This window comes from Amycolatopsis sp. MEPSY49, assembly GCF_051337345.1.
Classification (GTDB): Bacteria; Actinomycetota; Actinomycetes; order Mycobacteriales; family Pseudonocardiaceae; genus Amycolatopsis.
Window position 1 is genome coordinate 115598 of record NZ_JBDLYJ010000013.1, and the last position, 19994, is coordinate 135591.

Consider the following 19994-nt stretch of genomic DNA (forward strand, 5'->3'; position numbering starts at 1 on the left):
GCGGCTTCGAGATGACGTGAATGACTCATTCATGTCGCCTGGCGACATGAATGAGTCATTCACGTCATCCGGCGGGGTCGCCACTCGCTCCCGGCCCGCTGTTGGCAACCGGCCAGCGCCCCAAGGCGGCCTTCGGTGCGTCAGACGCACCCGATGTGGCCTTCGGTGCGTCAGACGCAACCAATGTGGCCTTGGGGCGCTTGGGAACCGGGCCGGAAACGACGAAGGCCACCAGCCGGCGGTGCCGGTGGGTGGCCTTCGGGAAAGCGGTCAGCTCTCGTCGGTCTTCTTCGGTTCCTCAGTCGAGGCTGGTGCGTCGTCCGTAGCGAGCTTCTCCGAAGCCGGCGCCTCGGCAGCGGCCACCTTGGCGTGCTCCGGCTCGCGGGGCTCCGCGGGCTCCGCCCCGGCGGCGGAAGCCGCCGAGTCCGAAGCCGAATCGGCAACCGCCGGACCCGAAGCCGCGTCGGAAGCCTCCGAAAGCGGCTTCTCCTCCGGACCGGGCGCGTCCTTGCTCACGAGCGTCTCCGGCAGCTCCCGCGGCCCCCGCTTCGCCGCGAGCACGAAGTACACCACCGCCGCGATGAACAGCAGGATCGACGTCCACACGTTGACCCGCAGCCCGAGGATGTGGTTCGCGGTGTCCGTCCGCATCATCTCGATCCAGCCGCGGCCCACCGTGTACCCCGCGACGTACAGCGCGAACGCCCGCCCGTGGCCCAGCTTGAACTTGCGGTCCGCCCACACCACCAGCAGCGCGACCAGCAGGTTCCAGATCAGCTCGTACAGGAACGTCGGGTGGACCGGGCTCTCCGGCAGCGGGATGTGCCCCGTCGCGACGCCGTTCAGCAGGTTGTCCGGGTCCTCCGGGTTGAAGCGCTGGTAGACCTCCAGACCCCACGGCAGGTCCGTGTGCGCGCCGTACAGCTCCTGGTTGAAGTAGTTGCCGATGCGGCCGATGGCCTGCGCGACGACGATGCCCGGGGCGATCGCGTCCGCCATCGCCGGCAGCGGGATGCCCTTGCGGCGGCACGCGATGAGCGCGCCCACCGCGCCGAGGGCGATCGCGCCCCAGATGCCGAGGCCGCCGTCCCAGATCGCGAACGCGTTCCAGGGGTTCTTGCCCTCGGTGAAGTACAGCTCGGGGTCGGTGATGACGTGGTACAGCCGGCCGCCGACCAGGCCGAACGGCACGGCGAACACGGCGATGTCGATGACCGTGCCCTTGGTGCCGCCGCGGGCGGCCCAGCGCCGCTCCCCCCACCAGATCGCCACGATGATGCCGGCGATGATGCACAGGGCGTACGCGCGGATCGGGATCGGTCCCAGGTGCCACACCCCGCGGTCGGGGCTCGGGATCGTCGCGAGGTAGGCGGTCATCACGCGGCCACCGTAGCGCTAAGGGGCCGGAGCCTCCAAGGCGGCCAGGTACCCCGCGACCAGCGCGTGCGCCACTTGGACGACCGCCTGGTCGCGCGGGAGGAACTGGTCGTCGTGCAGGCTGGGCACGCCCGCGGTGTCGCCGAGGCCGACGAACAGCATCAGGCCGCGGGTCGCGCCGCCGCAGTAGTGGGCGAAGTCGTCCGCGCCGAACGACCGGAACCCGTCGTCGACGACGAAGCCGCCGTGGCTCAGCCAGCGCCGCGCCCCCACCGCCAGCGCCGGGTCGTTGTCCAGCACCGGCTCGCACGGGCTGATCTCCAGCTCGGCCGTGCAGCCGTGCGCCCGCGCCGTCCCGTGCACGATGTCCGCGAGCGCCTGCAGCGCGTTCTCACGGTCCTTCGTGCGCATCACGCGCAGCGAGCCGAACGCGGTCGCGGTGTTCGGGACGACGTTGGCCGCCGCGCCGCCCTGGATCCGGCCGATCGAGCAGACCGCGCCGAACACCGGGTCGACCCGGCGCGACGCGAGCTGCTGCAGGCTCACGACCAGCTGCGACAGCGCCAGGATCGGGTCGCGCAGCAGGTGCGGGTAGCCGGCATGGCCGCCCTGGCCCTGCATCGTGACCTCGAACTCGTCGGTGGACGCGTTCACCGGGCCCGGCACCGCCGCGACGACGCCGTGCGCGATCCGCGGCTGGACGTGCGCGCCGATCACCGCATCCACCCCGGCCTCGGCCAGCACCCCGGACTCGACGACGTCGAGCGCGCCGGGCGGCGACGTCTCCTCGCGCGGCTGCAGCAGCGCCAGGATCGGCCGGGGGACGCCGACGCGCCGCGCCGCCCGGCAGACGGCGACCAGCGCGGCGAGGTGGACGTCGTGGCCGCACGCGTGCATGTACTCGTTGCCCGACGCCCACGGCACGCCGGTGCCCTCCAGCACCGGGAGGGCGTCGAGCTCGGCCCGCAGCGCCACGGCCGGGCCCTCGCCGCCGGGCAGGAGGATCGCGCGGCCGGTCTTCGCGACGCGGACGCCGTCGCCGGCCCCCAGCGCGCCGGCGACCAGCCGGGCGGTGTCCTCCTCGTCGCCGGAACCGCGCGGGTCGGCGTGCACCGCGTGCCGCAGCTCGATCGCGGCCGGCAGCTCGTCCTCGATCGCCCCGGTCCAGGCGTCCCACAGGTCACTCACGCGCGCTCCCAGCGGTAGATCCTCTTCGCGTTCTCGTGTCCCACCAAAGCACACAGCCGGACGGCGTCCACTTCGGACATCGCGCCGGCGTCGAGCCCGGCGCGCAGGAAGTCCGAAAGTCCCTGCCGGAACAGGGCCGTGCCCAGGTGGTACAGCTCGGCCAGGCCGAAGGCGTCGGTGGAGAAGAGGACCTTCCCGAAGGGCGCGATCTCCAGCAGCTCGGCCAGGATCGCCGGGGCGCGGAACCCCGCGTTGTGGGTGGCGAGCCCGACGTCCACGAACACGTGCTCGAAGACCTGCGCCAGATACGCGGCATTGCGGTGGAACGGGTAGTTGTGCAGCAGCAGGATCGGCACGCCGCGGTCGCGGGTCGCGCGCAGCAGCCCGGTCAGGTGCAGCGGGTCGCAGCGGTGCAGGTCGACGTCGGAGTCGCCGTACCCGACGTGGAACTGCACCGGCAGCCCCAGGTCGAGGCCGGTGAAGACGAGGAACCGGTGCAGCACCTCGTCGGCCAGCCGGGTACCGCCCGCGGCGAGCCACCGGCCGGCGGCGGCTTCGACCTCCGCCGGCGACGGCCGCTCCCCCGCCAGCCCGAGGCCGACGCGGTAGGCCGCGACCGACTTCAGCCCGACGGCGGTTTCGGCGCGTTTCCCCAGCTCGTCGGTGAAGGCCGCGGCGAAACCGCCGGCGGTCGTCCCCTGGATGACGGCTTCCGCGACCTGCTCCAGCCGGACGACGTCGTGCGCGCGGGCGCCGGCCAGCTCCGCGAACTCGCGGGTCGTGGTCAGCGCGTCGGGCCGGAAACCGCCGTCCAGCAGGAAGTCGGTCGTGCCGGTGGCGCGCAGGAACCGCCGCGCCACCTCGGCCGCGCCCAGTTCGGCGCGGCGCTCGAGGTAGGCCTCGGCCGAAGCGTGCTTCGGCAGGTCGAGCACGGGTGCGCAGCGTTCGCGCACCGCGAGCCCGATCAGCGAGTCGAAGAGGCTGGTGCCGAGCGGCGACGTCGTGTCCGCCTCGGTCAGCATCGCCTCGAAGTCCGCGCGGGCCACGTCGCCGGTGACGACGCCGTGGCAGTGGTGGTCCACCAGCGGCAGGTCCGCGACGAACGGGAGCAGGTCGGTCATGCGCCTCCGTCCACGGTGGTCAGCCTCTCCCCCACCCTACGAGCGAAGCCGGGCGCGGACAGCACCAAGATCGCCGCCAGCACCAGCACCCCGCCGGCCACCACGGGGAACCACCGCGCCGGGCCCTCGGTCGGGTACGGCACGACGTTGACGTAGACGGTGTACCCGAGCACGGCGAGCGCGCCGATCGGGAACACGAGGTGCCACGCCGGCACGCGCATCCGCCGCTTGACGAACAGCAGCAGGATCGCGCCGGCCGTCGTGAGCAGGTAGATCACCAGCAGGATCAACGTTCCGATCGAGCCGCTCCACGCGAACGTGTCCGACGCCGTCGCGCCGAAGAACACCGCGCACACCAGGATGATCAGCACTGCCGCGGCGGTCACCGCGCTGACCGCCGCCACCGGCGTACCCCGCGAGGACGTCCGGCCGAGGCCGCCACCCGCGTCGCGGCCCAGGGCGTAGAGCAATCGCGAGCCGCCGACGACGCAGGCCAGACAGCAGCCGAACGCGCTGATCGCGGCGCCGACGCTGATGACGTCGCCGACCCACGCGCCCGCGTACCGGCTGCCGAGGTCGCCGAGCAGGGAAGGCGAGTCGTGGAACGCCGTCGCGTCCGTGCCGAACGCCATCATCTCCACCGCCGTGACCACGACGAAGTAGACGCCACCGAAGATGGCCGTGCCGAGGATCGCGCGCGGGATGTTGCGCTTCGGATCGTGGGTCTCCTCGCCGAGCGTCGCGGCGGCCTCGAACCCGGCGAAGGACAGGAAGCCGAAGACCGCGCCGAGGAACACCCCGGACAGGCCGGTTTCCGGGACGAAGACGTCCAGCGTGAACCGGCCGCCCCCGGGCGCGTTCCCGGCGAGCAGCCGGACCAGGATCACGACCGTGACCAGCAGGATCACCGCGATGGTCGCGCCTTCGACGGCGAGCAGCGTGCTCGTGCCGCGGCGCGCGGGCACCACCGAAAGCAGCCAGGCGCCGATCAGCGCGACGGCCGTCAGCACGAACGGCCCCCAGGACGGCGGGTCCGGCCAGATGCCCACCTGCGTCAGGAAGGCGGTGCCGAGTGTGCCCGCGGCCGAGCTCGTGACGACGGCGTAGAAGGTGTACGTGCCGAGCAGGCCGATGCCGGAGACGACGCCGGCGCGCGGGCCGAGCGTCGCGCCGACGAACGCGTAGACCGATCCCGCGTGCTGGTAGTGCTGGCAGAGTTTGACGAAGCCGTACGCGACCAGCAGCACGCCGACAGCGGAGAGCAGGAAGGCGAGCGGGACGGCGCGGCCGGCGGCGGCCGCGGTCTGCTGGGGGTTGATGTTGGCGGCCATGCTGGGGGCCATCAACGCCACCGACAGGCCGACGGCCTGCCAGACGGAGAGGGAGCGGCGCAGCCCTGGACGGGTTTCGACGGTGTCTGACACGATCTCCACCTCTTTTCTTGAGTACTCAGTGAACATCGACGGGAGCGGAATGAGCCAGCTCGATCGGGCAGAACTCGCACAACAGGGCGCACTGCGGGCCGACGCCCTGCGCGCGGCCGGCGTCGAGCTCGTCGCGCTGACGTTCGTGGACAACAGCGGCATCGCGCGGGTGAAGGCCGTCCCGGTGGACCGGCTGTGGTCGGCGGCGGCGTGGGGTGTCGGCGCGTCCAACTCGTTCGACTTCTTCCTGGCCACCGACGACATCACCGACGGTTCTTTTTCCCGGGGGCCGGTGGGCGACCTGCGGCTGCACCCGGACCTCGACGCGCTCGTGCCGCTGGCGGCGCAGCCGGGCTGGGCGTGGGCGCCGGTCCGGAAGTACGACACCGACGGCGAGCCGCACCCGCAGGACGCGCGGGCGCTGGCCGCGACCGCGACGGCGCAGGTGGCGGCGCTCGGCTACAACGTGCGGACGGCGTTCGAGATCGAGTGGGTGATCACGTCGGCGGACGCGCCGGACGACCCGCGTTCGGCCACGGCGGGCCCGGCCTACGGCTTCGCGCGGCTGTCCTCGCAGGCTTCGTACTTGCGCACGCTGGTGTCCACTTTGTCCGCCCAGGGCGTGACGGTGGAGCAGATCCACCCCGAGTACGCGGCCGGCCAGTTCGAGCTGTCGGTGGCGCCGGACGACCCGGTGCGCGCGGCGGACATCGCCGTCCTGACGCGCGAGACGATCCGGATGGTGAGCGAGCGGCACGGGCTGCGGGCGTCGTTCACGCCGAAGTTCTCGCCGGACGGCGTGGGCAACGGCGGGCACGTCCACCTGAGCCTCTGGGACGGCGACCGGAACCTGTGTTCCGGCGGCGACGGCCGGTTCGGCCTGACACCGACGGCGGAGGCGTTCGGCGCCGGGATCTTCACGCGGCTGCCGGCGTTGTTGGCGATCGGCGCGCCGTCGGTGGTCAGCTACCTGCGGCTCGAGCCGCACCACTGGGCGGGCGTGTTTTCGGTGTGGGGCCTGGAAAACCGCGAGGCACCGCTGCGGCTGGTGCAAGGACCGGCCGGGCAGCGCGACCGGGCGGCGAACTTCGAAGTCAAGTGCTTCGACCTGACGGCGAACCCGTACCTCGTGGTGGCGGCGCTGCTGTTCGCGGGCCTGGCCGGGCTTTCCGAGGAGGCGTCGCTGCCGGAGCCGGTGGACGTCGACCCGGGCACGCTCCCGTCGGCGGTCCGCCTGCCGACGTCGCTGGCGGACGCGGTGACGGCGTTCGAGGCGGACTCCGCGTTGACGTCGGCGTTCGGGGAGGAGTTCGCGACGACGTTGATGGACGTGCGCCGCGGCGAGATCTCGCGGCTGGGCTCACTGCCGCCCGGCGAGCTGTGCGAGGTCATGCGCTACCTGCATTGAGACTTCGTCCCTGAGCTGGGCAAGCTTGGCGTAGAGGCGGTCGCCGGGGCATTCGGTGTTGTAGAAGTCGCGGTGGCCCTTGATTTCTTCGACGGGGATGCCGTACTGGCGGCAGATGTAGGCGCAGAAGACGACGAGGGACGCCCACTGCGCTTCGGGCGGCTCGACGCTGGTGTAGGTGCCTTCGTTCTCGATGCCGATGGCGTTGGTGTTCTGGCCGGGGCAGTGCGCGCCCTGGATCATGGTGGTGCCGCCGCGGAGGGCGTCGAGGCTGCCGTGCCGCCCTTCGAGCCGATACCCACCTCGGCTGACGGTGAAGTGCTGGCCGGTGTCGGACCACCCGTTGTTGTCGATGTGGTCGTGCTGGTCGTCCCGGGCGACCTGGAAGGCGTGGGCCAGGGAGTAGTCGGTGCTGTTGGGGCAGGCGATGTGGTGGATGAGGACGCGGTCGGCGGGGTGGTCGAGGGTGGTGAGGGCGTCCGCGGGCGGCCTCGCTCCCCACTCGGCGCACGAGTAGATCCGCGGGACGTCTTGGGCCTGCGCGGCTCGCGGGAGGAGAAGCCCCGCGGCTCCGGCCGCGACCAGGCCGGCGGTGCCGCGGAGGAAGGTGCGCCGCGGGAGGTGTGCGATGTCCATGCGGTGGACTTTCCCGCGGCGCTGTACAGCTTTCGTACAAAGGGGTTCAGAGGCGGAGGGTGGCCTCGAAGGGGCGGGTGAGGTGGAGTTCCCCGTTGTCGCTCTTGGCGATGGGTTCGTATTCGCCGCTTTGGAGTTCGAACAGGGTCGCGGTGTTCTGTTCGCCGGGCTCCACCAAGAGGTAGAACGGGATCAGCGCCTCGGCATAGATGCCCCGCTTGAGGATCCGGTCCTGCGCCTTGGTCGACGGTGAGACGATCTCGGCCAAGAGCACTACCTGTTTCTCGGTCAGGCTCACGCCCTCCAGCCCGGGCTCGTCGGTCACCACCAGATCGGGTATGACCAGGCGGTCACCGCGGTTGCCCAGCACCAGGTTCGCGCCGGGGAACACCTCGAACGCAGGCTCCGCTCCGGCGCTGAGCTGCCCAGTGAGCACGCGGACCAGTCGCTGGTGTTCCAGCCTCGGCCACGGGCTCACGAGGAGAGCTCCGTCCACGAGTTCGATCCGCTGCAGTGAGGTCTGAGCCTCGGGCAGAGCGAGAACTTCATCGACGGTCCAGCCGTCGGGCCGTGGTGGGATGTGGAAATCGGTCCCGGGCTCAACCGGTGCTGCCATTGCGCGTCACCTCCGTTCCAGCGCGTCGCCGTGGGTCTTCTCCAGTGTGGCATGTCCGCTCGGTCCCCTCGTTGTGGATCATCACACGAGGAGTATGCGGACCGCCACCGACAGTTCTGGATCAGGTGAAGGGGTCACACCGGCAGAACAGCGCAGCTCTAGCCCGCCGAGGCCAGCTCCCCCGCCCCGCTGTACAGCCGGATCTTGAACCGGATGTGCTCCTGGTGCTCCTGCAGCCGCGCGATCTGCGACGCCACCCGGGCCTCATGCTCCCGGAGCACGTCGACCCGCTCCTCGCGCGTTGCCTCGCCCGACCGCAGCAGCTCCACGAACCGCAGCATCTCCGCCACCGGCATGCCCGTGTACCGAAGACACCGCAGCAGCTGCAGGAACTCCACGTCCTGCTCGGTGAAGAACCGCCGCCCACCTGCGGTTCGGCCCACCTCGTGGAGCAAGCCGATGCGCTCGTAGTACCGCAGCGTGTCGATCGTGAAACCGGTCTTTTCGGTCACCTGGGCCGGGGTGTAGGACGTCACCGACCCAGGGTGGCACCTAGAGCGCGCTCCAGGTCAAGCGGTGGCGACCGCCCGGCGCACGCCGTCCGCCAGCTCCTCCGACAGGCGCCGGACCCCGGCGGGTCCCTCGGCCGCCGCCGTGACCAGGGCCGAACCCACGATCACCGCGTCCGCGAACGACGCCACCTCGGCCGCCTGGTCGCCCGAGCGGACGCCCAGACCCACGCCGATCGGCAGATCCGTGTGGGCTCGCGTGCGGCGGACCAGCGCCTCCGCTCCCGCGCCGACCTGGTCGCGCGCGCCCGTCACGCCCATCACCGCGGTCGCGTAGATGAACCCCGACGACGCCGAAGCCGTCAAAGCCAGCCGCTCTTCCGACGACGAAGGCGCCACCAGGAAGATCCGGTCCAGACCATGCTCCGAAGAAGCCGTCATCCACGAGGAAGCTTCGTCCGGGATCAGGTCCGGCGTGATCAGGCCGAGCCCGCCCGCCGAAGCGAGGTCGCGCGCGAAGCGGTCCACGCCGTAGCGGTTCACCGGGTTCCAGTACGTCATCACGACCGCGCGGCCGCCCCGCGAAGACACCGACTCCACGACCTCGAACACGTGCTTGAGGCGGAAGCCGTTGTCCAGCGCGGTCACCGACGCGGCCTGGATGGTCGGGCCGTCCATCACCGGGTCCGAGTACGGGACGCCGACCTCGATCAGGTCGGCGCCGCCGTCGACGCACGCCGCGATCAGGTCCTTCGACCCGTCGACCGTCGGGAAGCCCGCCGGGAGGTAGCCGACCAGCGCGGCGCGGCCCTCCGCGCGCGTCGTCGCGAAGAGGTCGTCCAGCCCGCTCATCCGTTCACCAGCCCGAACCACTTCGCCGCCGTGTCCATGTCCTTGTCGCCGCGACCCGACAGGTTGACGATGATCAGCCCGTCCGGCCCCAGCTCGCGGCCCAGCACCAGCGCGCCGGCCAGCGCGTGCGCCGACTCGATCGCCGGGATGATGCCCTCGGTGCGGGACAGCAGCTTGAACGCGTCCATCGCCTCGGCGTCGGTGACCGGGCGGTACTCGGCGCGGCCGGTGTCCTTGAGCCACGCGTGCTCCGGGCCGACGCCCGGGTAGTCGAGCCCGGCCGAGATCGAGTGCGACTCGACCGTCTGGCCGTCCTCGTCCTGCAGCAGGTACGTCATCGCGCCGTGCAGGTTGCCCGGGGTGCCCTTGGTCAAGGTAGCGCCGTGGCGGTTGCCCTCGATGCCCTCGCCGCCCGGCTCCAGGCCGACCAGCCGCACCGACGGGTCGTCGTAGAACCCGGAGAAGATGCCGATCGCGTTCGACCCGCCGCCGACGCACGCCGCGACGACGTCGGGCAGCCGCCCCGCCTGCTCGAGGATCTGCTCGCGGGCCTCGGTGCCGATGACGTGGTGGAAGTTGCGGACCATCGCCGGGAACGGCGCCGGGCCGGCGGCCGTGCCGAAGAGGTAGTGCGTGGTGTCGGAGTTGGTGACCCAGTCGCGCAGCGCCTCGTTGATCGCGTCCTTCAACGTCCGCGACCCCGTCTTGACCGGGATCACCTCGGCGCCGAGCAGCCGCATCCGGGCCACGTTCAGCGCCTGGCGCTCGGTGTCGACCTCGCCCATGTAGACGACGCAGTCGAGGTCGAGCAGCGCGCACGCCGTGGCCGTCGCGACGCCGTGCTGGCCCGCGCCGGTCTCGGCGATCACGCGCTTCTTGCCCATCCGCTTGGTGAGCAGCGCCTGGCCCAGCACGTTGTTGATCTTGTGCGAGCCGGTGTGGTTCAGGTCCTCGCGCTTGAGGAACACCCGCGCGCCGCCGGCGTGCTCGCCGAAGCGCTTGGCCTCGGTGAGCAGCGACGGACGGCCCGCGTACTCGCGCAGCAGGCGGTTGAACTCGTTCAGGAACTCCGGGTCGTGCCGGGCCTTGTCGTACTCGGTGGCGACCTCGTCGACGACGCCGATCAGCGCCTCCGGCATGAACCGCCCGCCGTACGGGCCGTAGTAGCCCCGCTCGTCCGGGTCGTGCTTGTCGTGCTGCTCGGTCACCGCGACGGCCTCGGGCAGGCGGGGTGCGAACCGGCGGTGACCAGCTTGACCAGGGCGCCCTTCGGGTCGCCGGACGCGACGAGCCCCTCGCCGACCAGCACCGCGTCGGCGCCGTGGCCGGCGTAGGACATCAGGTCGCCCGGCCCGCGGACGCCGGACTCGGCGACCTTGTAGACGTCCATCGGCAGGCCGGGGGCCAGCCGCGAGAAGACGTCCCGGTCCACCTCGAGGGTGTGCAGGTTGCGCGCGTTGACGCCGATGACCTTGGCGCCCGCTTCGAGGGCCTTGTCGGCCTCCTCGGCGTTGTGGATCTCCACCAGCGCGGTCATGCCGAGCGATTCGACGCGGTCGAGCAGCGAGACGAGCGCGTTCTGCTCCAGCGCGGCGACGATCAGCAGCACCATGTCGGCGCCGTGCAGGCGGGCCTCGTGCACCTGGTAGGGGCTGACGATGAAGTCCTTGCGCAGGATCGGGGTGTCGACCGCCGCGCGGACCGCGTCGAGGTCGGCCAGCGAGCCGCCGAAGCGGCGCTGCTCGGTGAGCACGCTGATCACGCGCGCGCCGCCGTCTTCGTAGTCCTTCGCCAGCGCGGCCGGGTCGGGGATGTCGGCCAGGTCGCCCTTGGAGGGGCTGCGCCGCTTGACCTCGGCGATGACACCGATGCCGGACTCGCGCAGCGCGGACATCACGTCGCGGGGCGCCGGGGCGGCCGCCGCGCGGATCTTCAGCTCGTCGAACGGCAGCACGGCCTCGCGTGCCGCGAGGTCCTCGCGCACACCGGCGACGATGTCTTCGAGCACGGTCACCGGGCGCCCCCGCCCTGGTACGCGCTCACGGTTTCCTTCGCAAGGTCGCTCACAAAAACCTTCCCCTTCCCGCCGAAACGATGCTAACCCCCGCATCTGGAGCGCCCGGTTCCGGGTGCGCGCGTTACTCCGAATGCCTCCCCTTGACGTCCGTCGGGTCCTCCCCTTCCGACAGCGCTTCCCACAGCTCGGCGTCCGGATCGCGGACCTTCTTCCGGGTCGCCGGCGCCGCGTACTTGGTGCCGAGCCGCGCCGTCTTGGCCGCGCCCTTGACGGCTGCCAACCCGCCGGCGGCGACGAGAATTCCCCCGAGCACGGCCAGGCCGCGGCCCAGCAGCATCTCGGTGACGGGCAGGCCGTCGGCCCAGCCGGAGAACTTCACGCCCGACACGCCCGACCAGACCGCGGCGGCGCCGGCCAGCGCCAGCACGACGCCCAGCACGCGCCGCGCCCAGCCGCCGGTCGCGATCACCCCGGCCACACCGGCGAGGGCGAGCAGGGCCAGCGGCACGAGCGCCGTCGCGCGCTGCTCGCCGGTCTCGCGGTAGGGCACCGTGCCGCGCACGCCGCCGTCGCGGAACTCGGCGAACCACGTCAGCCGTGACGCGCCCCACAGCGCCAGCGCGCCGAGCAGGAGCGCACCCACGATCATCCACAGTGGACGGCGGGACGGCTTGGCTTCCTCAGACATGCGCGGAGTCCGCGGCCGGGTCGAGGGAGCCCGCCGCGACCATCGTCTGCGCGGCGGCCACGGCAGAAAGCACGGTCCGGGCCTTGTTCAACGACTCGGTGTCTTCGTAGTCCGGCACCGAGTCGGCGACCACCCCGCCGCCGGCCTGGACGTGCGCGATGCCGTCCTTCACCAGCGCGGTGCGGATCGCGATCGCCGTGTCGGCGTCGCCGGCGAAGTCGAGGTAGCCGACGACCCCGCCGTACAGCGCCCGGCGGACCGGCTCCAGCTCCTCGATCAGCTGCATCGCGCGGACCTTCGGCGCGCCCGAGAGCGTTCCGGCCGGGAAGCACGCCGTGACCGCGTCGAACGCCGTCTTGCCCTCGGCCAGCTCGCCGGTGACGGTCGACACGATGTGCATGACGTGGCTGTAGCGCTCGATCTGGAAGAAGTCGACGACGCGCACCGTGCCCGGCTTGCAGACCTTGCCCAGGTCGTTGCGCCCGAGGTCGACGAGCATCAGGTGCTCGGCGCGCTCCTTCTCGTCGGCCAGCAGGTCCTTGGCCAGCTGGGCGTCTTCTTCGGGGTCGGCGCCGCGCCAGCGCGTGCCCGCGATCGGGTGCGTGGTCGCGCGGCCGTCCCGCACCGTGACGAGGGATTCCGGGCTGGAGCCGACGATGTCGAAGCCTTCGAGCCGCAGCAGGTACATGTACGGGCTCGGGTTGGACGTCCGCAGCACGCGGTAGATGTCGAGCGCGTCGGCCGCGGTCGGGATCTCGAACCGTTGCGACGGCACGATCTGGAACGCTTCGCCGGCCTTGATCGCCTCGACGGCCTTCTCGACGGCCGCGTGGAAGTCTTCCTTGGAGCGCTTGCGGACGAACTCGGGCGCGGGGCGGTCGAACGCGGCGACGGTGGCCGGCGCGGCCACCTGCAGCTGCTCGGTCATCGCGCTCAGCCGGGCGACGGCGTCGTCGTAGGCCGCGTCCACGCGCTCGGGCGAGTCGTCCCAGTTGACGGCGTTCGCGATGAGCGTGACCGTGCCCTCGTGGTGGTCGAACGCCGCGAGGTCGGTGGCCAGCAGCATGGTCAGCTCGGGGATGTCGAGGTCGCGCTCGGCCAGCTCGGGCAGCTTTTCCAGCCAGCGCACCGAGTCGTAGCCGATGTAGCCGACCATGCCGCCGGTCAGCGGCGGCAATCCGGGCAGCGGCTCGGTGTGCAACGCTTCGATCGTTTCGCGCAGCACGGTGAGCGGGTTGCCCTCGCTGGGCAGGCCGACCGGCGGGGTGCCGGTCCAGACCGCTTCGCCGGCGCGGACGGTGAGCGCGGCCGGGCTGCGGACGCCGATGAACGACCAGCGCGTCCAGGAGGCGCCGTTCTCCGCGGACTCGAACAGGAACGTGCCCGGCCGGTCGGCGGCGAGCTTGCGGTAGACCCCGATCGGCGTCTCGCCGTCGGCGAGGACCCGGCGCACGACCGGGATCACGCGGCGGCTTTCGGCGAGGGCGCGGAAGTCTTCGCGGGAGGGGCTGACCGAGCCGGGGCCGGTGGTTGCGCTGACCATGGGCCTCATTGTGCTGCACCCCGGATGGGGGTTCTCCTGGACCCTGAATTCAATGAGTGTTGAATTCAGGGAGTCCGTGCGTCATGATGACGGCGTGAGCACCACCGAGCCTACTTCGCGCCGCCGCGGGCGGCGGCCCGCCGGCCAGGACACCCGCACGGCGCTGATCGAGGCAGCCCGGGCCGTGTTCGCCGAGAACGGCTACGACGGCGCGACCGTGCGCGCGATCGCCACCCGCGCGGGCGTCGACGCGGCGATGGTCAACCACTGGTTCGGCGGCAAGGAGGGCCTGTTCGCCCAGGCGGTGCTGAAGCTGCCGTTCGACCCCCTCGAGCTGCTGGGGGTTCTGCGCGACGGCCCCGACGACGAGCTCGGCGAACGCATCGTCCGCACCTTCATCACCCGCTGGGACAGCGCGGGCGGCGGCGTGTTCGTGGCGCTCATCCGCAGCATCACCGGCCACGAGCAGGCCGGGCACGTGCTGCGCGACTTCTTCCAGAAGTTCTTCACCGCGCTGATCTCGTCGATCGGCTCGGACGACGTCCCGCTGCGCATGACGCTCTGCGCGTCCCAGATGGTGGGCATGGGCATGATCCGGTACGTGGCGAAGTTCGAGCCGTTCGCCACCGAGGAGGTCGAGGTGCTGGTGCGCGCGGTGGCGCCGAACCTGCAGCGCTACCTCACCGGGGAGATCGGCTGACCCGCTCCCGGATCGCGTGGACGGCCAGGACGTAGGGGCGGTCCTCGGTCCCCACGACCATCGACTTGCCCCAGCCGCCGACCCAGGCCTGCTTGTTCTTCCAGCCCGCCGACGGCGACAGGCGGAGGAACGCCCACGAGCGGCGGAGCGTGATCGCAGTACCATCGCGGAACTCCGCGTGCAGGTGCCGCCCGTCGTGCGCTATCGGCCCGTCGCTCACGCCGGCCCGCCGCCACCCGGTGCGCTCGACGGTCCGGATCCGGCGCCGCCAGCCCGCCGCCCGCCCGATCCAGAACGGCAGGCCGAACAGGGCGACCAGCATCGGGACTATGCCGAAGGCGAGCTGAGAATCGCTTGGGTTCGATTCGTCCGCGGTGCGCACGCGCGACGGGTCGGCCGGGTCGTAGATGACGATCACCTCCTCGCCGACCCGGTAGTCGCGGTCCGAATCCCGGACGAGGACGTCGGTCCGGTTGCCGTGGCTCACCCGGATGTACGTCGTGCCTCTGCTGTGGCGCACGCTGACCACCTCGCCGATCTCGTGGAAGCCGGTGTGGAGCAGATCCTCGGCGGCCGCGGTGACCAGGGAGAGCTGGGTGAACCCGGCCATGAACACCACCGCCCAGCCCACGGCGAAGCCCGTCGCGCGACGGGCGGACCGGCGCATGCGGGCATTCAGTTCCGGGTGGGCACCGTCGGCGGGATCCGCCGCGGGCAGCCACCGCCCGAAGTCCCGGGCGGCAATGAGCGCGCCGCGGTCGAAGACCCGCAGCCCGTGCCGGCCGAAGACGGCGAACGCGGCGGCACCGATCAGGAGGATCGCGTTGCCCGGCAGATCGTCGTCGCGGGTGATGAGCGAGTACACCGTGCCGGCGGCGCCGAGCCCGGCGAGGACCGAGAAGACGACGATGATGCCCACCCAGAGTGCCCGCATGGAGTGATGCTAGGGCGCAGCGGCCCGCGTGGACGCTGCGAGAAAGAACATACGACGACGAGACAACCGGGCGGCAGTCCCAGGCGTGTAAGGGACCAGGCGTCACCATTCGCTGACACCGTTCGCGCATTCGGGGAATCGACGGGATTCGTATGCTTCGTCCGTGAAGCCAACGTCTTCAAGCCCGGCCGCGAGAACGCTCGCCGCTTCTCTGCGCGAAGAACGCGAAGCGCGCAAAGTCGGCCTTCGCCGGCTCGCGGAGCAATTGGGAGTCCTGCCGCAAGTGCTGTCGTTGTGGGAGAAGGGGCAGCGGTTGCCGAGCGTCGAGGATGTGTCGGCGATCCTCGCGCTGCTCGGGGTGACCGGGGAGAAACGGGACCGCATCCGGACCCTGGCAAGGCACGCGCGGGAGCCCAATTGGCTCGCGTCGAGCAATGCCGACATTTCGCACGCGCTCACGGCATTGCTGACCTTCGAGGGCACGGCAACCGCGATCACGACCTGGTCGCCGCTGCTCATCCCCGGGCTGCTGCAGACGCCCGACTACATCCGGGCGATCATGGAAGCCTCCGCGGTCCCGGTCGAGGAGGCGGACAAGCGCCTGCGCATCCGGCTCAAGCGGCAGGAGGTGCTCGCGTGCCCAGAACCGGTCCGGTTGAGCGCTTTGATCGGCGAACGAGCGCTCCAGGAAACCATCGGCGGACCGGACATCATGTCCGACCAGGTGGATCATCTGCTCGCGATGGGACAGCGGAAGAACATTTCCGTGCGAATCGTGCCGGCCGGAATCGGCTATCACGTGGGCCTGACCGGCCCGTTCGAGATCTACGAGTTTCCCGATACGCCCCCGATCACTTTTGTGGAGCACATCAAGTCGAGTGCGTTCCTCCACGAGAGCGAGCAAACCCTTGCCTACCGGCAGGTTGCTAAGATGCTCGGTGAGCGGGCACTGAGCGAAGCCGCCTCCCGGGAGCTGCTCGAGGAGGCTGCGCACTAGCGGAGGCGACCACATGGCCGAATGGCAAAAGTCATCTCACAGCAACGAAAACTACAGCTGTGTCGAGGTGGCGCTGGGGCCGGTCGTGGGCGTGCGGGACACCAAGGCCCGTGGTGCCGGTCAGCTCACCGTCTCCGCGCAGGCGTGGCGGTCCGCGGTCGATCACGCGTTCTCGCGCACGGACAGCGCGAACGCCGGTACCGCGTAAGGCCTTTCCTCCTTCGGCCGGTACGGGAACAGCACCACCATGTCGCGTCCCCAGCCGCCGACCCAGGCGATGCGGTCCGGCGGGTCCTTCATCTTCCTGGCGCCGTGGGTGGACACGGCCGCGCGCAGCACGATCGTCGAGCCGTCGCGGTAGCGGACGTCGATCACCGGCTGACGCCGGTCCACCATCGAACGGTCGGGAACCACCGTCACCGCGGCGCGGCGCCAGCCGGTCCGCCGGACCGCGAGGTACCGCCGTCGCCGGCTCAGCGCCTCGAACATCGCGGCCGAGCCCACGTAGGCGAACGGCACGAGCGGCACGAGCGCCACGACGCCGCGCGCGGTCGGGGACGAGCCGCCGGCGCGCTCGTCGGCGAGGCGGGGGTTCCGCAGGCCGGGCGGGTCGTAGACCACCGTCACGACCTGTCCGGTCGAGTAGCCGCCGACGTCGTCCCGGGTGATGGCCACGGTGCGGGTCGTGCCGTCGACCCGGAGTTCCACGCGGACCAGCCGCGGGCCGGGGCCGCCGGTCGGCTGCACGACGCCGACGACTTCACCGACCGCGCCGGCGCCGCCGGCGTCCTGGTTCGGGGCGGCCGCGGCGAGCACCACGAAGCCGGCCACCACCGCGCACCAGACCGCCGCGAACACCGCCGCCCGCCGGGCCGAGCGGCGCAGCCTTCCCGTCTCCTCCGCGAAGTCGACGACGCTCCCGCCGTCGAGCGGCTCCTCCGGCGCCGACCAGGGCCCGAAGTCCGGCAGCGCCGCGGCCCGGCGGTCGCCGTCCACGATGCGGGCCGCGACCAAGACGCCCGGCATCACCGACCCGATCACCGCCGCGCACCAGGCCGGGAGCGCGTCCAAGTCCCACGCCGTGCGCGACGCCGGCGTGGGGTGAGCGACAGCTTCGCCGTCCAGGTCCATGCGCGCAGCCTAGGGCGCTGAACCGCAGGTCAGCGGGGCTCCGGCGATACCGCACACCGGGGCAACCCGGCGGCCCCGCCGGGCGTGCAAGGGGGCAGGGTCAGCGGGCGATCAGCAACGCGATCAGGGCCAGCGCGCCCGGCAGCACCTGCACGAACAGGATCCGCTTGCTGGCCGTCGCCGCGCCGTAGAGGCCCGCGATGATCACGCAGACGAGACCGTAGAGCTGGAGCTGGTACTGGTCCGCGACCAGGCCCCAGACGAGGGCCAGCGCGAGGAAGCCGTTGTACAGCCCCTGGTTCGCGGCCAGCGTCTTGGACTCCTCGGCGAACTCCGGCGTCGTGCCGAAGGCCGCGCGGGCGCGCGGGGTCGTCCAGAGGAACATCTCGAGGACGACGATGTAGAAGTGGATCAGGGCGACGAGCCCGATCAGGACGTCGGCGACGATGGTCACGCGGGCTCTTTCTCGTCGGCCAGGAGCAGGCGCTCCTCGGTGTCGAAACAGGTGTGCGTGCCGGTGTGACAGGCCGGGCCGGTCTGGTCGACGCGCAGCAGGACCGTATCGCCGTCGCAGTCGATCCGCACCTCGCGGACGTGCTGGTAGTGGCCGGACGTCTCGCCCTTCACCCACAGCTTCCCCCGGCTGCGCGACCAGTACGTGCCGCGGCGGGTGGACAGGGTGGCGGCGAGGGCGTCGTCGTTCATCCAGGCCATCATCAGCACGTCCGAAGTGGCGTGCTCGACGACGACCGCGGCGATCAGGCCGTCGGCGTTGCGCTTGAGGCGCGCCGAGACGGCCGCGTCCAGGGTCATGCCCGTACTCCCAGGATGTGCCGCTTGAGCGGCATCGAGTTCAACAGGACGAAGGCGTAGCCGTACCCGGCGAAGGACAGTCCGGAGAACAGCTTGTTCCACCACAGCGCGGCGCCGAGCAGGAGGAACGCGTGCAGCAGCGCGAAGACGACGCTGACGACCAGGCCGCCGATGCGGGCGCTGCCCATCTTGAGCACGAGCCCGGTCGTCACGACGCCGCCGAGGATGAGCGCGAGCGCGGGCATCCGGTAGATCTCGAGGCCCGACCCGGCGCTCAGCACCGGGATCAGGTCGAGCAGCGCCCACGCGACCGGCAGCCCGACCAGCAGCGCGGCGGTGACCTTCACCTCGGCGGGTGCCTGCCAGGACTTCACCGGACCTCGACCCCGCCTTCGCGCAGCGCGTCCTTGACGTCGCCGATCTTCAACTGTCCGAAGTGGAACACGCTGGCCGCGAGCACGGCGTCCGCGCCCGTTCTCACGGCGGGCAGGAAGTGCTCGACCGCGCCCGCTCCGCCGCTGGCGATCACCGGGACCCGCACGGCCTTGCGGACGAGCTCGATGAGCTCGAGGTCGAAGCCGTTCTTGGTGCCGTCGGCGTCCATGGAGTTGAGCAGGATCTCGCCGACGCCGAGCTCCTCGCCGCGGGCGGCCCACTCGACGGCGTCGATGCCGGTGCCGCGGCGGCCGCCGTGGGTGGTGACCTCGAAGCCGGACGCGGTCGGCTCGCTGCCTTCGGGGACGCGGCGCGCGTCGACCGACAGGACGATGCACTGCGCGCCGAACCTTCTCGACGCCTCGCTGAGGAACTCTGGCCGGGCGATGGCGGCGGTGTTGATGCTCACCTTGTCGGCGCCGGTGCGCAGGAGCCGGTTGACGTCGTCGTTGCTGCGGACGCCGCCCCCGACGGTGAGCGGGATGAAGACCTGCTCGGCGGTGCGGCGGACGACGTCGTAGGTGGTCTCGCGGTCGCCGGAGGAGGCCGTGACGTCGAGGAACGTCAGCTCGTCGGCTCCCTCGGCGTCGTAGCGCCGGGCCAGCTCGACGGGGTCGCCGGCGTCGCGGAGGCCGGCGAAGTTGACGCCCTTCACGACCCGGCCCGCGTCGACGTCGAGACAGGGGATCACCCGCACCGCGACAGACATGCCCACCAGCGTAGTCAAGAGCGTTCAGAGAGCCTTATTCAGCCGTCGCCCGCCGCATGACTTCCGCGCGGACCCGGCGGTCGGCGCTCGGGGTGCGGCGGGCTAACCAGAATAAGGCTCTAAGCTCGGGCAATGGCACGGGCGGGACGGCGGCCGGGGCAGACGGAGACGCGCGAGAAGATCCTCGACGCGGCCCGGCACCGGTTCGCCGAGCTGGGGTACGACGGCGCGACGGTCCGCGGGATCGCCGCCGACGCGGGCGTGAACGCGGCGCTGCTGCACCACTTCTTCGGCAGCAAGCAGGCGCTGTTCGCGGCGGCGATGAACCTCCCGGTGAACCCGGCCACGCTGGTCCCGGCGATCCTGAGCGGCCCCCGCCCGGGCGTCGGGGAACGCCTGGTGCGGGCGTTCCTGACGGTCTGGGCGGCGCCCGAGGGGAGGACGCCGTTCATCGCGATGCTGCGCGCGGCGGCGACGAACGAGCAGGTGGCGCTGATGATGCGCCAGTTCATCGAGCGCACGGTCCTGGCCGAGGTGGCGCGCGCGCTGGACGTGCCGAAGATCCGCGTGACGGGGATCGCGGCGCAGATGATGGGCGTGGCGCTGCTGCGGTACGTGATCAAGCTCCCCCCGCTGGCCGACGCGGACGACGAGGAGATCGTGGCGCTGCTGGCCCCGGTGGCGCAGTACTACCTCGACGGCCGCGAAACTGTCGGTCCCCCGCCGTAAGCGCCCCAATGTGGCCTTCGGTGCGTCAGACGCACCCAAGGCGGCCTTCGGTGCGTCAGACGCAACCAAGGCCACATTGGGCCGCTTGGGCCGAGCCGGAAAACTGTCGGTCCCCCGCCGTAAGCGCCCCAATGTGGCCTTCGGTGCGTCAGACGCACCCAAGGCGG

Annotated in this window: 23 protein-coding genes; 5 read left to right on the top strand and 18 right to left on the bottom strand. The window is 71.5% G+C overall.

Translation table 11 applies throughout. The annotated features are described in order from the left end of the window. Positions 1-270: 270 nt before the first annotated feature. From lgt to ABFJ78_RS40200, 4 genes are read right to left on the bottom strand one after another with little or no spacing between them, the layout of a single operon-like run. Positions 271-1377 carry a prolipoprotein diacylglyceryl transferase gene (gene lgt / locus ABFJ78_RS40185; protein ID WP_436392709.1) on the bottom strand — a complete coding sequence of 369 codons (1107 nt, stop codon included), beginning with the start codon at positions 1375-1377 and terminating at the stop codon, positions 271-273. A gap of 18 nt (positions 1378-1395) precedes the next feature. Next, on the bottom strand, positions 1396-2565 hold the full coding sequence (locus ABFJ78_RS40190; protein WP_436392711.1) for a M20 metallopeptidase family protein: 1170 nt from the start codon (positions 2563-2565) through the stop codon (positions 1396-1398). After that, positions 2562-3686 carry an amidohydrolase family protein gene (locus ABFJ78_RS40195; protein WP_436392712.1) on the bottom strand — a complete coding sequence of 375 codons (1125 nt, stop codon included), beginning with the start codon at positions 3684-3686 and terminating at the stop codon, positions 2562-2564. Before ABFJ78_RS40195 ends, ABFJ78_RS40190 begins: the two co-directional genes overlap by 4 nt. Beyond that, positions 3683-5110, bottom strand: coding sequence for an APC family permease (locus tag ABFJ78_RS40200; protein WP_436392714.1), 1428 nt, complete (start codon positions 5108-5110; stop codon positions 3683-3685). Before ABFJ78_RS40200 ends, ABFJ78_RS40195 begins: the two co-directional genes overlap by 4 nt. Before the next feature lie 49 nt (positions 5111-5159). Here ABFJ78_RS40200 and ABFJ78_RS40205 point away from each other — a divergent pair, with 49 nt between their 5' ends. Then, positions 5160-6518 (top strand): glutamine synthetase, encoded by a 1359-nt coding sequence (locus ABFJ78_RS40205; protein ID WP_436392715.1) that lies wholly within the window; start codon positions 5160-5162, stop codon positions 6516-6518. Here the strand turns inward: ABFJ78_RS40205 and ABFJ78_RS40210 are convergent. The 8 genes from ABFJ78_RS40210 to ABFJ78_RS40245 form a co-directional block, all read right to left on the bottom strand. Then, on the bottom strand, positions 6471-7154 hold the full coding sequence (locus tag ABFJ78_RS40210) for a peptidoglycan recognition protein family protein (protein ID WP_436392716.1): 684 nt from the start codon (positions 7152-7154) through the stop codon (positions 6471-6473). The two genes, ABFJ78_RS40205 and ABFJ78_RS40210, sit on opposite strands and share 48 nt — an antisense overlap. A 46-nt stretch (positions 7155-7200) precedes the next feature. After that, positions 7201-7770 carry a Uma2 family endonuclease gene (locus ABFJ78_RS40215; protein WP_436392717.1) on the bottom strand — a complete coding sequence of 190 codons (570 nt, stop codon included), beginning with the start codon at positions 7768-7770 and terminating at the stop codon, positions 7201-7203. A 158-nt stretch (positions 7771-7928) separates the two neighbouring features. Next, positions 7929-8306, bottom strand: coding sequence for a MerR family transcriptional regulator (locus ABFJ78_RS40220; protein ID WP_436392718.1), 378 nt, complete (start codon positions 8304-8306; stop codon positions 7929-7931). A 33-nt stretch (positions 8307-8339) separates the two neighbouring features. Then, positions 8340-9131 (bottom strand): tryptophan synthase subunit alpha, encoded by a 792-nt coding sequence (gene trpA, locus ABFJ78_RS40225; protein WP_436392720.1) that lies wholly within the window; start codon positions 9129-9131, stop codon positions 8340-8342. Next, the gene (trpB, locus tag ABFJ78_RS40230; protein ID WP_436392721.1) at positions 9128-10339 is read right to left on the bottom strand and encodes a tryptophan synthase subunit beta; all 1212 of its coding nucleotides are present in this window, start codon (positions 10337-10339) and stop codon (positions 9128-9130) included. The genes trpA and trpB overlap by 4 nt, the downstream gene beginning before the upstream one ends. Continuing rightward, the gene (gene trpC / locus ABFJ78_RS40235; RefSeq protein WP_436392723.1) at positions 10336-11145 is read right to left on the bottom strand and encodes an indole-3-glycerol phosphate synthase TrpC; all 810 of its coding nucleotides are present in this window, start codon (positions 11143-11145) and stop codon (positions 10336-10338) included. Before trpC ends, trpB begins: the two co-directional genes overlap by 4 nt. 124 nt (positions 11146-11269) lie before the next feature. Next, on the bottom strand, positions 11270-11797 hold the full coding sequence (locus tag ABFJ78_RS40240) for a Trp biosynthesis-associated membrane protein (RefSeq protein WP_436392858.1): 528 nt from the start codon (positions 11795-11797) through the stop codon (positions 11270-11272). 31 nt (positions 11798-11828) lie between these two features. Continuing rightward, positions 11829-13379 carry an anthranilate synthase component I gene (locus tag ABFJ78_RS40245; RefSeq protein WP_436392724.1) on the bottom strand — a complete coding sequence of 517 codons (1551 nt, stop codon included), beginning with the start codon at positions 13377-13379 and terminating at the stop codon, positions 11829-11831. Positions 13380-13431: 52 nt separating this feature from the next. Here ABFJ78_RS40245 and ABFJ78_RS40250 point away from each other — a divergent pair, with 52 nt between their 5' ends. After that, a complete protein-coding gene (locus ABFJ78_RS40250; protein ID WP_436392725.1) occupies positions 13432-14079 on the top strand; it encodes a TetR/AcrR family transcriptional regulator in 648 nt (215 codons plus the stop codon). On the opposite strand, the gene ABFJ78_RS40255 is transcribed toward ABFJ78_RS40250, so the two are convergent. Next, positions 14060-15013 (bottom strand): DUF3592 domain-containing protein, encoded by a 954-nt coding sequence (locus tag ABFJ78_RS40255; protein ID WP_436392727.1) that lies wholly within the window; start codon positions 15011-15013, stop codon positions 14060-14062. The two genes, ABFJ78_RS40250 and ABFJ78_RS40255, sit on opposite strands and share 20 nt — an antisense overlap. 163 nt (positions 15014-15176) lie before the next feature. On the opposite strand from ABFJ78_RS40255, the gene ABFJ78_RS40260 reads away from it, so the two are divergent. Beyond that, positions 15177-16010, top strand: a complete 834-nt coding sequence (locus ABFJ78_RS40260) for a helix-turn-helix domain-containing protein (RefSeq protein ID WP_436392728.1) — start codon at positions 15177-15179, stop codon at positions 16008-16010. Between the two features lie 13 nt (positions 16011-16023). Then, positions 16024-16218 carry a DUF397 domain-containing protein gene (locus tag ABFJ78_RS40265; protein WP_436392729.1) on the top strand — a complete coding sequence of 65 codons (195 nt, stop codon included), beginning with the start codon at positions 16024-16026 and terminating at the stop codon, positions 16216-16218. Here the strand turns inward: ABFJ78_RS40265 and ABFJ78_RS40270 are convergent. The 5 genes from ABFJ78_RS40270 to hisF all read right to left on the bottom strand — a co-directional run bounded on the left by ABFJ78_RS40270 (position 16173) and on the right by hisF (position 19098). After that, on the bottom strand, positions 16173-17141 hold the full coding sequence (locus tag ABFJ78_RS40270) for a DUF3592 domain-containing protein (RefSeq protein WP_436392730.1): 969 nt from the start codon (positions 17139-17141) through the stop codon (positions 16173-16175). The two genes, ABFJ78_RS40265 and ABFJ78_RS40270, sit on opposite strands and share 46 nt — an antisense overlap. Before the next feature lie 100 nt (positions 17142-17241). Continuing rightward, on the bottom strand, positions 17242-17595 hold the full coding sequence (locus tag ABFJ78_RS40275; RefSeq protein ID WP_436392732.1) for a DUF1304 domain-containing protein: 354 nt from the start codon (positions 17593-17595) through the stop codon (positions 17242-17244). Beyond that, on the bottom strand, positions 17592-17954 hold the full coding sequence (hisI, locus tag ABFJ78_RS40280) for a phosphoribosyl-AMP cyclohydrolase (RefSeq protein ID WP_436392733.1): 363 nt from the start codon (positions 17952-17954) through the stop codon (positions 17592-17594). Before hisI ends, ABFJ78_RS40275 begins: the two co-directional genes overlap by 4 nt. Then, entirely contained in the window at positions 17951-18328 is a 378-nt protein-coding gene (locus ABFJ78_RS40285; protein ID WP_400881185.1) for a hypothetical protein, read from the bottom strand. The genes hisI and ABFJ78_RS40285 overlap by 4 nt, the downstream gene beginning before the upstream one ends. After that, positions 18325-19098 carry an imidazole glycerol phosphate synthase subunit HisF gene (gene hisF / locus ABFJ78_RS40290; protein WP_436392734.1) on the bottom strand — a complete coding sequence of 258 codons (774 nt, stop codon included), beginning with the start codon at positions 19096-19098 and terminating at the stop codon, positions 18325-18327. The genes ABFJ78_RS40285 and hisF overlap by 4 nt, the downstream gene beginning before the upstream one ends. A gap of 132 nt (positions 19099-19230) precedes the next feature. Here hisF and ABFJ78_RS40295 point away from each other — a divergent pair, with 132 nt between their 5' ends. Continuing rightward, positions 19231-19827, top strand: a complete 597-nt coding sequence (locus ABFJ78_RS40295) for a TetR family transcriptional regulator (protein WP_436392736.1) — start codon at positions 19231-19233, stop codon at positions 19825-19827. Positions 19828-19994 lie beyond the last annotated feature (167 nt).